General features: G+C 73.0%; 12 protein-coding genes and 2 pseudogenes. 7 read left to right on the forward strand and 7 right to left on the reverse strand.

What is annotated here, in order from left to right; genetic code table 11:
• Nucleotides 1–44 precede the first annotated feature (44 nt).
• Together DN069_RS25965 and DN069_RS25970 are read left to right on the forward strand one after the other, a co-directional pair.
• Nucleotides 45–1,640, forward strand: coding sequence for a phytoene desaturase family protein (locus DN069_RS25965; RefSeq protein ID WP_111504825.1), 1,596 nt, complete (start codon nucleotides 45–47; stop codon nucleotides 1,638–1,640).
• Between the two features lie 40 nt (nucleotides 1,641–1,680).
• Nucleotides 1,681–2,271, forward strand: a complete 591-nt coding sequence (locus DN069_RS25970) for a GNAT family N-acetyltransferase (protein ID WP_111504827.1) — start codon at nucleotides 1,681–1,683, stop codon at nucleotides 2,269–2,271.
• Here the strand turns inward: DN069_RS25970 and DN069_RS25975 are convergent.
• Nucleotides 2,268–2,894 carry a TetR/AcrR family transcriptional regulator gene (locus tag DN069_RS25975; RefSeq protein WP_243639720.1) on the reverse strand — a complete coding sequence of 209 codons (627 nt, stop codon included), beginning with the start codon at nucleotides 2,892–2,894 and terminating at the stop codon, nucleotides 2,268–2,270. The two genes, DN069_RS25970 and DN069_RS25975, sit on opposite strands and share 4 nt — an antisense overlap.
• A 107-nt stretch (nucleotides 2,895–3,001) precedes the next feature.
• Between DN069_RS25975 and DN069_RS25980 the strand changes: the two genes are divergently transcribed.
• Nucleotides 3,002–3,883 (forward strand): esterase/lipase family protein, encoded by an 882-nt coding sequence (locus DN069_RS25980; protein WP_111504831.1) that lies wholly within the window; start codon nucleotides 3,002–3,004, stop codon nucleotides 3,881–3,883.
• A gap of 37 nt (nucleotides 3,884–3,920) precedes the next feature.
• On the opposite strand, the gene DN069_RS25985 is transcribed toward DN069_RS25980, so the two are convergent.
• The gene (locus DN069_RS25985) at nucleotides 3,921–4,559 is read right to left on the reverse strand and encodes a TetR/AcrR family transcriptional regulator (protein ID WP_243639723.1); all 639 of its coding nucleotides are present in this window, start codon (nucleotides 4,557–4,559) and stop codon (nucleotides 3,921–3,923) included.
• 235 nt (nucleotides 4,560–4,794) lie between these two features.
• Between DN069_RS25985 and DN069_RS25990 the strand changes: the two genes are divergently transcribed.
• The 3 genes from DN069_RS25990 (at nucleotide 4,795) to DN069_RS26000 (ending at nucleotide 9,076) form a co-directional block, all read left to right on the forward strand.
• On the forward strand, nucleotides 4,795–6,213 hold the full coding sequence (locus DN069_RS25990; RefSeq protein WP_111504833.1) for an aldehyde dehydrogenase family protein: 1,419 nt from the start codon (nucleotides 4,795–4,797) through the stop codon (nucleotides 6,211–6,213).
• 55 nt (nucleotides 6,214–6,268) lie between these two features.
• Nucleotides 6,269–7,357: a Zn-dependent alcohol dehydrogenase gene (locus DN069_RS25995; RefSeq protein WP_243639724.1), complete on the forward strand. Its 1,089-nt coding sequence runs from the start codon at nucleotides 6,269–6,271 to the stop codon at nucleotides 7,355–7,357.
• A 105-nt stretch (nucleotides 7,358–7,462) separates the two neighbouring features.
• A complete protein-coding gene (locus DN069_RS26000) occupies nucleotides 7,463–9,076 on the forward strand; it encodes a peptide chain release factor 3 (protein WP_111504835.1) in 1,614 nt (537 codons plus the stop codon).
• A gap of 28 nt (nucleotides 9,077–9,104) precedes the next feature.
• Here the strand turns inward: DN069_RS26000 and DN069_RS26005 are convergent, their stop codons facing one another.
• From DN069_RS26005 to DN069_RS26020, 4 genes are all read right to left on the reverse strand, one after another.
• The gene (locus DN069_RS26005) at nucleotides 9,105–10,028 is read right to left on the reverse strand and encodes an RNA polymerase sigma-70 factor (RefSeq protein WP_111504837.1); all 924 of its coding nucleotides are present in this window, start codon (nucleotides 10,026–10,028) and stop codon (nucleotides 9,105–9,107) included.
• A 28-nt stretch (nucleotides 10,029–10,056) separates the two neighbouring features.
• Nucleotides 10,057–10,533, reverse strand: a complete 477-nt coding sequence (locus tag DN069_RS26010) for a carboxymuconolactone decarboxylase family protein (RefSeq protein ID WP_111504839.1) — start codon at nucleotides 10,531–10,533, stop codon at nucleotides 10,057–10,059.
• A 132-nt stretch (nucleotides 10,534–10,665) separates the two neighbouring features.
• Nucleotides 10,666–11,523, reverse strand: coding sequence for an alpha/beta fold hydrolase (locus tag DN069_RS26015; RefSeq protein ID WP_111504841.1), 858 nt, complete (start codon nucleotides 11,521–11,523; stop codon nucleotides 10,666–10,668).
• A gap of 50 nt (nucleotides 11,524–11,573) precedes the next feature.
• Nucleotides 11,574–11,945, reverse strand: coding sequence for an ArsC/Spx/MgsR family protein (locus tag DN069_RS26020; RefSeq protein ID WP_111504843.1), 372 nt, complete (start codon nucleotides 11,943–11,945; stop codon nucleotides 11,574–11,576).
• A gap of 86 nt (nucleotides 11,946–12,031) precedes the next feature.
• Here DN069_RS26020 and DN069_RS42915 point away from each other — a divergent pair.
• Nucleotides 12,032–12,217: pseudogene (locus DN069_RS42915) on the forward strand (putative quinol monooxygenase); the annotation flags it as partial.
• 209 nt (nucleotides 12,218–12,426) lie between these two features.
• On the opposite strand, the pseudogene DN069_RS42920 reads toward DN069_RS42915, so the two are convergent.
• Nucleotides 12,427–12,540 (reverse strand): annotated as a pseudogene (locus tag DN069_RS42920) (hypothetical protein); the annotation flags it as partial.
• Nucleotides 12,541–12,565: the final 25 nt, after the last annotated feature.

A 12,565-nucleotide genomic window follows, 5' to 3' on the forward strand; every position in this document is an offset into this window, starting at 1 on the left:
AGGCCTCCTTCCGCTACCGGCGGGACGCTGATAGGACGGAGCACATGAACTCCGCCACGGGTGTCTCCGCTGTCCCCTCGGATGCCTCAGCCGGCTACGACGCGATCGTCGTGGGCGGTGGCCACAACGGACTGGTCGCCGCCGCCTACCTGGCCCGCGCGGGTTGGCGCGTCGCGGTGCTGGAACGCCAGGACCACACCGGCGGCGCGGCGGTCTCCGCGCACGCCTTCACCGGCGTCGACGCGCGGCTGTCGCGCTACTCGTACCTGGTGAGCCTGCTGCCGAGGAAGATCGTCTCGGAGCTGGGGCTCTCGCTCGAACTGCGGCGGCGCCGCTACTCCTCCTACACGCCCTACGGGGACGGCCGCGGCCTGCTCGTGGACAACGGCGACACCGCCGCGACGGCGGCCGGCTTCCGCGCCCTGACCGGCGGCGACGGGGAGTTCGCCGCCTGGCAGGACTTCTACGGCCGAACCCACCGGGTGGCGCAGGCGGTCTTCCCGACCCTCACCGAGCCGCTGCCGGACCGCGCCCAGCTGCGCAAGCTCGTCACGGACGCGGCGGGTGAGGAGACCTGGGAGGCCCTGTTCGAGCGGCCGATCGGCGAGGCCGTCGAGACCGCCTTCGCGGACGACGTGGTGCGCGGCATCGTCCTGACGGACGCCCTGATCGGCACCTTCGCCCACGCGCACGACGCCTCGCTGCGGCAGAACGCCTGCTTCCTCTACCACGTCATCGGCAACGGCACCGGCGACTGGGACGTCCCGGTCGGCGGCATGGGCGCCGTCTCCGGCGCGCTGGAGCGTGCCGCCCGCGCGGCCGGGGCGCAGATCCTGACGGGCTGTGAGGTGACGTCCGTTCAGGCGGACGGGACGTCGGCGGAGGTGGCGTTCACCGACGCGCGCGGTGCGGAGCGGGTGCTGGGCGCACGCTGGGTGCTCTGCAACGCCTCGCCGCGCGAACTCGCCCGCCTGGTCGGCGACGACACGGCCGCCGAGCCGGTCGAGGGCGCGCAGCTGAAGGTCAACATGCTGCTCACCCGACTGCCGCGGCTGCGCGACCACTCGGTCGACCCGCGCGCCGCCTTCGCCGGGACCTTCCACATCGCCGAGGGCTACCGTGAGCTGGAGACCTCCTACCGCCAGGCGGAGCGCGGCGAGCTGCCGAGCCCGGCCCCGTCGGAGATCTACTGCCACTCGCTCACCGATCCGAGCATCCTCTCCGCGGAGCTGCAGCAGCGCGGCTACCAGACGCTCACCCTCTTCGGCCTGCACCAGCCCGCGCGCCTCTTCCCCGCCCACGACCGCGAGTCGGCGCTGCGCGCCGTCCTGACCTCCCTCGACGCGGTGCTGGACGAGCCGCTGACGGACTGTCTGGCCCGGGACGCTGACGGCGAGCTGTGCATCGAGGCGCGCACCCCGCCGGACCTGGACGCCGACCTGGGCCTGCCGGGCGGCAACATCTTCCACCGCCCGCTGGTCCTCCCCTTCGCCGAGGCGGCCGACCCCACCGCCGGCCGCTGGGGCGTCGGCACCCCCTACGCCGCCAACCTCCTGCTCTGCGGCGCGGGCGCGCCGCGCGGCGGCGGTGTCAGCGGCATCCCCGGCCACAACGCCGCGATGGCGGCGCTGGGATCGTAACGGGGTGCGGGGCGGTGGTCCGTCGCGATAGAACCGGTCGGTGACGACTTCGACCACCGCCCTCACCCCGCTCACCCTCACGGGCGACGGCCTGCTGCTCCGGCCGCTCTCCCTCACGGACGAGCCCGCGATCGCGGAGGCCCTGCGCGACCCCGAGATCCTGCGCTGGGCCGGCGGCCGCACCGTCGCCGAGGCCCCGGAGGCGGAGCGCGCGCGGTTCTGGCTGGGCGCCCGCCTGATGGCGTGGTCCACCGGCTCGGCGGTGTTCGCGATCACCGACGCCACCCGGGGCGCCGACGGCGTCATGCTCGGCTTCCTCGCCGCCCGCGAGGTCAACCGCCTCCCGGACCAGGCCGTGATGACCTACTGGATCACCCCCGCCGCCCGCGGCCGCGGCCTCGCCTCCAACGCCCTGGAAACGGCCGCCCACTGGGCCCTCTCCCCCACCTCGAAGGGCGGCCTCGGCCTCCACCGCCTCAGCCTCGACCACGCGCTCGCCAACCCCGGCTCCTGCCGCGTCGCCGAAAAGGCCGGCTTCGCCCTGGAGGGCACCATGCGCGACTTCTACGTGGACCCCTCGGGCCTCCGCCACGACTCCCACCTGCACGCGCGCCTCGCCCGGCCCCACTAGGACCGCGCGGGGGCGGCCGTCACCACCCCGGCGCGCACGACGGCGTAGAAGCCGGTGAGGGCGGAGCGCAGGGGGCCGGTGTCGGTCGGCTCGGCGGTGACCAGCCAGTCGGCGATCAGGTCGAACATGCCGCCGACCAGTCCCGTCGCGGCGACGCGCAGGTGGGCCGCGGGGGCGGTGGCGAGGCCGGAGGACTGCCAGACGCGGATGACGAAGGACGCCGCCCAGCGGCGGTTCTCGCGGCGGGCGTGTTCGAGGGCCGGGGAGACGGCCATGCCGTGGCCGAAAGCGACCTGGGCGATGCGGGGGTCGCCGACCAGCGCGTCGGCGAAGGCGTCGACGAGGGCCGGTTCGTCCGCGCCCTCGGCCAGACGGGCGTTCATCAGGGCCTCGGTCCGCTCGGTGATCTCGGCCAGCAGGGCGAGGTAGCAGGCCTCGCGGCTGTCGAAGGTCTCGTAGAAGCCCTTGGTGCCGACGAAGGCGTGCTGGCAGAGCTGCTCGATCGAGGTGGCCGCGTAGCCCTGCTCGGCAAACAACTCCAGGGCGGAGTCCAGCAGTTGCCGCCTGCGGAGTGCCTTGCGCTGCTCGGCGTCCAGCCCTCTGATGCGTCGACCCTCGCTCATGCCACCCATCATGACGGCGCATCAGCAACTTGGACAAGAAGTCTTGTTGGTAACAAGCAGACGTGCTGTCATATCGGCTACCACCCTCCCCCACCCTGGAGGCACCGATGCGTCGCCGCCCTCTGCGTCCCCTGCGCACGGCCTTACTCGCCGCCTGCGCCGGCCTGCTCCTGCTCGCCGGGGCCACCGACCCGGCCCACGCCGCGACCGGACCATCCTCCGGCTTCGACGACTGGTCCTGCCGGCCGTCGGCCGCCCACCCGGAACCGGTGCTGCTGCTGCACGGGCTCGGCGGCAACGGGCCGGGTAACTTCGCCACCCTGGGCCCCGAGCTCGCCCTCGCGGGGTACTGCGTCTACGCGCCGACCTACGGCGAGGCCGTCCCGGGGGTGCCGGTCGGCGGGCTGGTGCCGATCGAGCGGTCCTCGCACGAGATCGCGGCCGACATCGACCAGATCCTCGCGGCGACCGGCGCCGCGAAGCTGGACCTGGTCGGACACTCCGAGGGCGGGTTCCAGTCGCTCTACCTGCCCAAGTTCCTTCCCGGCTACGCCGCGAAGATCGCCAAGGTGGTGGCGCTGGCCCCGCCGACCCACGGGACCACCTTCGCCGACCTGATCACCGTCGCCGACGACCTCGGCGTGCGCTCCCAGGTGGACCAGGTGCTGCGCACGGCGGGTTGCGCGGCCTGCACCGAACTCACCACCGGGGGCTCGCTCGTGGGCCCGCTGAACACCGGCCCGATCGCGCAGCCCGGCATCGCCTACACCGTCATCGCCTCCCGCACGGACGAGTTGGTCACGCCGTACGGCACCGAGTTCGTCCACGAGCCCGGCGTCGACAACGTCACCGTGCAGGACACCTGCTGGCTCGACCCGGTCGGCCACATCGGCCTCGCCTACGACTCGGGCGTGGCCATCATGATTGGGAACGCGCTCGACCCGGCCCATCCGCTGCCGGTGGTCTGCGCCTTGGGGCCGGTCGTCTGAACCGGCGTCAGGATCGGCGCGTGCCCGCCCGGACGGGTCAGCCGCCGTAGCGGGCGCCGCGCAGCCGCGGCTCCAGGCCGATCCAGATGACGGACATGAGGCGGCGGGCGGACTCCTCCGCGGCCTCCGGGCCGGTGTCGAGGACCCAGCCGGCGAGGGCGTCGGCCGCGCCGGTGATGATGGCGGCCATGGCCGCGGCCTCGCCGCGGTCCGGGCGCGCCTCGCCCGCACGGGGGCCGGGGACGTCGTCGCCGCCGACCTCGCGGACGGCGCGGCGCAGCAGTGTGGTGACGGCGCCGGAGACCTCGGCGCGGGCCGCGGCGACCTCGGCGACGACGGGCTCGCCCTGTGCCCGCGCCTGCTGGTAGAGGACGATCCAGCTGTCCCGGTGCTCGGCGACGAAGGCGAAGAACGCGGTCAGCCCGCGGAACAGCTGGTCCCCCGGCTCCAGCGACGGGTCCGCCGCCTCGGCGAAACGGGCGATCAGCCGGTCGGCCTCCCGGCGGATGCACGCCGCGAACAGCTCTTCCTTCGAACCGAGGTAGAGGTAGAGCATCGGCTTGGAGACGTCGCACTCCTCGGCGATCTCGTCCATCGACGCGGCGTGGTAGCCGGACCGGGAGAAGACTTTCACGGCGGCGTCCAGCATCTGCTGTTCGCGCAGTGCCCTCGGCACACGCTTCGCCTTCACAGGGGCCTCGTCCCGGGCTTCCGATCGCACGCGTGCAGTCTAAGTGCTCCGGGCCACTCTCCATGCCAGTACGTCCGGTCCTTGGTCCCAGCACTCGCGCACGCGACGCGCCACGTGACCTGTGGCACTCGGAAGGGGCCTTGCGCGCGGGCGCGGACGCGCCTTGACTAGCACTGCTAAGTTTTCTCGCTCTCGTCGCGCGCGGCCCGGAGGGACCAAGGTGGAGACCTACACCGACCAGTACATCGGCGGCAGCTGGCGGCCCTCGCTCGGCCAGGGGACGATCACCGTCCTCAACCCCGCCACCGAGGAGGCCCTCGCCGCCGTCGCCGCCGGTGACGCCGCCGACGTCGACGCCGCGGTCGCCGCGGCCCGCGCCGCGCAGCGCGCCTGGGGCGCGACCGGCAAGGAGACCCGGCTCGGCTTCCTGACCGCGCTCCGCGACGGCCTCGCCGCGCGCCAGCAGGAGATCGCCGCGACCGTCACCGCCGAGCTGGGCGCACCCATCGGCTTCGCCACCGCGGTGCACGCGGGCCTGCCGCTCGCGGTCGCCTCCGGCTACGTGGACCTGCTGTCCGGCTTCGAGTTCACCGAGCGCGTCGGCAACTCGACCGTCTACCGCGAGCCCGCCGGCGTCGTGGGCGCGATCACGCCGTGGAACTACCCGCTGCACCAGATCGTCGCCAAGGTCGTCCCGGCGCTGGCCGCCGGCTGCACCGTCGTGCTGAAGCCCGCCGAGGACACCCCGCTGGTCGCCCGCCTCTTCGCGCAGATCGTCCACGAGGCGGGCCTGCCGGCCGGCGTCTTCAACCTGGTCACCGGCGTCGGCACGGTCGCGGGCGCGGCGCTCGCCGCGCACCCCGACGTGGAGCTGGTCTCCTTCACCGGCTCGACCGCCGTCGGCCGCGCGATCGCCGAGCAGGCCGGGCGCGGCGTCAAGCGCGTCGCGCTGGAGCTGGGCGGCAAGTCCGCCAACGTGGTCCTGCCGGGCGCGGACCTCGCCCGCGCGGTCAACGTCAACGTCGGCAACGTCTTCGCCAACTCCGGTCAGACGTGCAGCGCGTGGACCCGGCTGCTGGTCCACCAGGACCAGTACGAGGAGGCCGTCGCGATCGCGGCCAAGGCCGCGGCAAAGTACGTCCCCGGCGACCCGACCGCCGCGGAGACGCGGCTGGGCCCCGTCGTCAACGCCAAGCAGCGGGACCGCGTACGCGGCTACATCCAGGCCGGCCTGGACGCGGGCGCGCGGTTGGTCGCGGGCGGCGTCGACGCCCCCGAGGGCGCGGAGCGCGGCTTCTTCGTCCGCCCGACGATCCTCGCGGACGTCACCCCGGACATGACGGTGGCCCAGGAGGAGATCTTCGGCCCCGTGCTCTGTGTCCTGGCGTACCGCGACGAGGACCACGCGGCCGAGCTCGCCAACGGCACGGACTACGGCCTCGCGGGCGGCGTCTGGGCGGCCGACGAGGAGACGGCGGTCGCCTTCGCCCGCCGCATGGACACCGGCCAGGTCGACATCAACGGCGGCCGCTTCAACCCGCTGGCGCCGTTCGGCGGCTACAAGGGCTCCGGCATCGGCCGCGAACTCGGCCGCCACGGCCTCGAAGAGTTCCTGCGGACCAAGTCGCTCCAGTTCTGACCTTTGACACCCCCGGATAGTGCAACCATCCGATGATCAGAAAGGCTCTCCTCTCGTGACGACGACGGTCCGCGCCGCGCTGCTTTCCTCCGTGGGCGCAGCCCTGGAACTCACCGAGATCACGCTCCCCGACCCCGGTCCGGGACAGGTCCGGGTGAAGCTCGCCGCCGCGGGCGTGTGTCACTCCGACCTGTCGCTCGCGACAGGCGTGCTGCGCGCCGCCACCCCCGTGGTCCTCGGCCACGAAGGCGCCGGCACCGTCGTGGCCGTGGGCGAGGGCGTGAGCAAGGTCGCCGTCGGCGACCCGGTGGTGCTCAACTGGGCGCCGGCCTGCGGGCACTGCCATCTGTGCGAGCTCGGAGAGCCCTGGCTGTGCGAGAACTCGTACGCCGCCTCCGTCGAGACGTACGCCGCGCTCGCCGACGGGACGGGCGTCTACCCCGGGCTCGGTGTCGCCGCGTTCGCCGCGGAGACGGTCGTCTCCGAGAGCGCGGTGATCCCGCTGCCGCAGGGCGTGCCGCTGGACGCGGCCGCGCTGCTCGGCTGCGCCGTGCTGACGGGCTACGGCGCCGTGCACAACGCCGCGCGGGTGCGCGAGGGCGAGTCGGCGGTCGTCTTCGGGCTCGGCGGCGTCGGGCTTGCCGTGCTGCAGGGCCTGCGGATCGCGGGCGCCGGGCCGATCGTCGCCGTGGACGTCACGCCGGAGAAGGAGGAGCTGGCACGCCGCCACGGGGCGACGGAGTTCGTCGTGGCGGACGACCAGACGGCCAAGACCGTCCGCAAGCTCACCGGCGGTCACGGCACCGACCACGCCTTCGAGTGCGTCGGCCGCTCCACCACCATCCGCGCCGCCTGGAACTCCACCCGTCGCGGCGGCCGCACCACCGTCGTCGGCATCGGCTCCAAGGACGACCAGGTGGCCTTCAACGCCCTGGAGATCTTCCACTTCGCCCGCACCCTGACCGCCTGCGTCTACGGCGACGGCGTCCCGGACCGCGACGTCCCGCTCCTCGCGGAGCACGTCCGCGCCGGCCGCCTCGACCTCGACGCCCTGATCACGGACCGGATCACCCTCGACGACATCCCCGCCGCCTTCGACCGCATGCGCGAGGGCAAGGGCGGCCGCTCGCTGATCGTCTTCTGAGTTCACCCGCCCGGCCCGGTAGAGTGGTGCGGTTGCCCGCAACGGACGCTGCAGGCTGAAACACGGCACAACCGGACCGACCGCGCGAAGGACCTGAGGAACGACGTGAGCACCGACTCCCCCGCCACCGCTGCCCAGGTTCTGCAGGAAGCCTCGCGGCGCCGTACCTTCGCCGTGATCTCGCACCCCGACGCCGGTAAGTCGACGCTGACCGAGGCGCTCGCGCTGCACGCGCAGGCGATCACCTCGGCCGGTGCCGTGCACGGCAAGGGCGGGCGCAAGGGCGTCACCTCGGACTGGATGGAGCTGGAGCGGGACCGCGGTATCTCGGTCACCTCCGCCGCGCTGCAGTTCGGGCACCGCGACCACGTGATGAACCTGGTCGACACCCCCGGTCACGCCGACTTCTCCGAGGACACCTACCGCGTCCTCTCCGCGGTCGACTGCGCGATCATGCTGGTGGACGCGGCCAAGGGTCTGGAGGAGCAGACCCGCAAGCTGTTCTCCGTCTGCCGCCACCGCGGCGTGCCGGTGATCACGTTCATCAACAAGTGGGACCGGCGCGGTCGCGAGGCGCTGGAGCTGCTGGACGACATCCAGAACATCCTGGAGATCACGCCCGTTCCGCAGGTCTGGCCGGTCGGCAACGCGGGCAACTTCCGCGGCCTGGTCGAGGCGGCGGACACCGAGCAGTTCCTGAAGTACACCCGCGTCCCTGGCGGCACCCACGAGGCCGAGGAGCAGCGGATGGACGCCGCCGCGGCCGAGGCCGTCGAGGGCGAGCTGTGGCCGACCGCGCTGGAGGAGCTGGAGCTCGCGCTCGACTCCGGGCCGGGCTGGGACCCGGTCGCCTTCCGCGAGGGCAAGATCACCCCGGTCTTCTTCGGCTCCGCGCTCACCAACATCGGTGTCCGGCTGCTGCTCGACGCCGTCGTGGACCTCGCCCCCTCCCCCGACGCCCGCGAGCTGGCGAACGGCGACCACCGCCCGGTGGAGGAGGAGTTCTCCGGCGTCGTCTTCAAGATCCAGGCCAACATGGACCCGGCGCACCGGGACCGCATCGCCTTCATCCGTGTCTGCTCCGGTGTCTTCGAGCGCGGCATGAACGTCACCCGCGCCGCCTCCGGCCGCTCGCTGGCGACCAAGTACGCGCACACCGTCTTCGGCGCCGAGCGCACCGTCGCGGACATCTGCTACCCGGGCGACGTGGTCGGGCTGATCAACGCGACCGCGCTGCGCGTGGGCGACACCCTCTACGTCGGCAGGAAGGCCGAGTTCCCGCCGCTGCCCGCGTTCGCGCCCGAGCACTTCGCGGTCGCGCGCCCGAAGGACATCAGCCGCAGCAAGCAGTTCCGCAAGGGCATCTCGCAGCTGGACGAGGAAGGCGTCGTCCAGGTGCTCACCTCGGACCGCCGCGGTGACCAGGCGCCGGTGCTCGCCGCCGTCGGGCCGATGCAGTTCGATGTCGTGCTGCACCGCATGGAGCACGAGTTCTCCTCGCCCATCGTGCTGGAGCGCCTGCCCTACTCGCTGGCCCGCGTCACCGACGCGGCCGGGGCGGACGTGCTGAACAAGGCCCGCCTGGTCACCGGCGAGCCGCTGACCCGCCGCAGCGACAACGCGGTCCTCGCGCTCTTCGGCGACAAGTGGCAGCTCAACAGCTTCGTCCGGGGCAACCCGGACGTGAAGCTGGAGACGCTGATCGCCACCGCGGACTAGCTCAGACGGCGCGGAGCGCGCCGGGCGCTCACCGCGGCGGCCGACGCGACTCCTTGAACGCCCGGGAGATCTCCCAGGCGTCCGCGACCGGGCCGACGTGGGCCAGCTTGTCGGGGTTGAGCACCAGCCGGATGGACTGGATCTGTCCGTCCAGCACGTCGAGCGCCAGCGTCTGCACCACCTTGGCGTCGGCGTCGCGGAGGATCGCACCCGGCTGGCCGTTGATCTCGTGCGGCTCGACGGTGAGGCCGATCCGGGCCAGGGCCGGGAAGACGGAGGCGAGCAGCCGGGCCACCTTGTCGGCGCCCATGACCGCGCGGGCCAGCTGCGGGGCCTTGCCGCCGCCGTCACCGACCATCGACACGTCGGCGGCGAGCAGGTGCTGCAGGCCGAGGACGTCGCCCTCACGCAGGGCCTCGAAGAAGCGCGCCGCGAGCTCGTCGCGCTCGTGGCGGTCCGCCTCGAAGCGCGGGCGGCCGGCGTTCATGTGCCGCCGCGCCCGCACCGCGAGCTGTCGGCAGGCCTCCTCGGAGCGGCCGACGGCCGCGGCGACCTCGGGGAAGCCGAAGTCGAAGACCTCGCGCAGCACGAAGACCGCGCGCTCCAGCGGGCTGAGCCGCTCCAGCAGCAGGAGCGCCGCCGTGGAGACGGAGTCGGCCAACTCCGCGGAGCGGGCCGGGTCCTGGTAGGGGTCGGCGAGCAGCGGCTCGGGGAACCACGGCCCGACGTAGGCCTCCCGCTGCACCCGGGCCGAACGCAGCACGTCGATCGAGATCCGGGTGACCACGGCGGAGAGGAAGGACTTGGTCGACCGCGGCCGGGTCGGCGTCGCCTCGAAACGCAGCCAGGCCTCCTGGACCGCGTCCTCGGCCTCGCCGACACTGCCGAGGATCCGGTACGCGATGGAGAACAGCAGCGGCCGCAGCTCGGCGAACTCCTCGACCCTGCTCATATCCGTGATCATCCAAGGCGCCCCGGGCTCAGTGCAACTGTCCGGCGACGTAGTCGCCGGCGCAGGGCTGGCGAGTGATGATGTTCATCCGGTTCACCATGTTCATGAACGCGATGTGGATCACCAGCGCGGTGAGCTGGTCGGTGTCGAAGTGCGCGGCGGCCTTCGCCCACACCTCGTCACCGACCCCCTCGGCCGCGTCCGCGACCCGCGTCCCCTCCTCCGCGAGCGCCAACGCGGCCCGCTCGGCCTCGCTGAACACCGTCGCCTCCCGCCACGCGGCGACCAGCGCCAGCTTCACCGGCCCCACTCCGGCCGCGACGGCCTCCTTGGCGTGCATGTCCAGGCACACGGCGCACCCGTTGATCTGGCTCACCCGGGTGGAGACGAGCTCCTGCAGCTCGGCGGGCAGCCCCGCCTCCTTGATCACCTTCCCGGCGCTCATGAAGTACTTCAGCGCCTTCCCGGAGACGGGAGCGGCAAAGAAGTCGAGTCGCGCGTCCATGGTGGGTTCCTCCGTGCTCGTGAGTGGCTTCCACCCACGGGACGAGACAGCCCGCCCGCCCGTGACATCAGTGACTGTGACCTGCGCCACTACGAGCCCGTCCGCCGTCGGACGCGATTCCTGAGCCTCGCCTTACTGGACCCTGCCGAGGAAGTCCGACACCGTCCGGACGAACTCCTCCGGCGCGTCCACCCACGGGTTGTGGGCGGAGCCCGCCTGGCGGACGTGCTCGCCGAGGGGGAAGAGCGCGGCGACCTCGGCGGCCGAGTCGGGGCGGGGCGAGCCGTCCAGATCGCCGGAGATCACCAGCACGGGCGCGTCCAGCTTGGACAGGACCGCGCGGGCCTCGTCGGCGCCGTCGAACGCGCCGGGGGCGAGGTAGGCGTCGGCGGCGTCCATGTCGAACCACTCCGCGGTGAGGGCGGCGTGCTCCTCGGCCGCGGCGTCCCAACGGCCGTAGGCGAGGCGGTCGAGCAGATCGAAGTCCTCGTCCTCCGCGTCGCCGGCGGCGGCCCGCTCGAAGGCGGCCGCCACCTCGTCGTACCAGGGCTCGTCACGCCGCAGGTCCAGCGCCTCACGGCGCCGCTCGACGGGGAAGTCGATCCCGGCGCTCCGCGCCCGCGCACAGACCAGCACGAGCGAGCGGACCCGCTCGGGGTAGCGGGCCGCGTAGGCGAGCACGAGGTCGCCGGCCGCGGAGTGGCCGAGGAGATCGAGCTGCTCCAGCCCGAGTGCGAGGCGCAGCGCCTCCACGTCCTCGGCCTGCCGGTCCACACGGGTGTTCGCGAGGTCGTCGGGTTTCGCCGAGTCACCGGTGCCGCGTAGGTCCAGCAACAGCAGCTCCCGCCTCGCGGCGAGCCCGCCGAGATCGCCGAAGTAGGCGGAGGGCATCATCGGTCCGCCGGGAACGCAGACGAGCGGACGGTCGCCGCCCGCTCCCTTACGGTGGTAGGCGAGGCGGGTTCCGTCAGGCGCGGTGAAATTGACCATGCGCGGATGTTCGCAGCACGCGCGGATGTTCGGCCACGGATTTTCTCCGCTCAGGCCTTCGGCAGCACCTTCGCGAGCTCCTCCTCGGAGCGGCCGACCACAGTGGTGCCGTCGTCGGCGGTGATGATCGGACGCTGGATCAGGACCGGGTGCTCCGCGAGGGCGGCGATCCAGCGGCTGCGGGCGGAGGCGTCACGGGGCCAGGCGTCGCGGTCCTTCATGCCGAGGTCCTTGGCCACCTGCTCGTCGGTCCGGGTGATGTCCCACGGCTCCAGGTGCAGGCGCTCCAGCACGGCCTCCAGCTCGGCGGCGGTCGGCGGCTCCTCCAGATAGCGGCGCACGGTGTACTCCGCGCCCGCGGCGTCCAGCTCGCTGATCGCGACGCGGCACTTCGAGCAGCGGGGGTTGATCCAGATCTCCATGGCCCGAAGCCTACGCCGGCCGGGAACACGCCCCGGCCGGGCCGGGTTGGCCTGAGAGAGTGTCCGTGAGCGAAGGAGAACAGCCCATGTCCGTCGTCGTCACCGCCGTGGTCCACCCCAAGCCCGGGAAGCTGGAGGAGGTGCTGGCCGTCTACGGCCGGTACGTCGAAGCCGTGCACGCCGAGCCGGGCTGCGAGCTGTACGCGCTGCACACCGACGGCACCTCGATCGTCGTGATCGAGAAGTGGGCGACCCGGGCCGATCTCGAAGCCCACGCCAAGGGCGCGGTCCTGGACCGGCTCGGCCCGGAGCTGGACGCGCTGCGGGAGCGGCCGGCCGACATCACCGTCCTGGAGCCGCGCCCGGCCGGCGGCGCCAAGGGCGCGCCCAGCTCCGGGCCGAGCCGGTCCAGGACCGCGCCCTTGGCGTGGGCTTCGAGATCGGCCCGGGTCGCCCACTTCTCGATCACGACGATCGAGGTGCCGTCGGTGTGCAGCGCGTACAGCTCGCAGCCCGGCTCGGCGTGCACGGCTTCGACGTACCGGCCGTAGACCGCCAGCACCCCCCCCAGCTTCCCGGCCCTGGGGTGGACCACCGCGCGTGACGACGACCGACATGGG

It is taken from the genome of Streptacidiphilus pinicola (assembly GCF_003258295.1).
Taxonomy (GTDB): Bacteria; Actinomycetota; Actinomycetes; order Streptomycetales; family Streptomycetaceae; genus Streptacidiphilus; species Streptacidiphilus pinicola.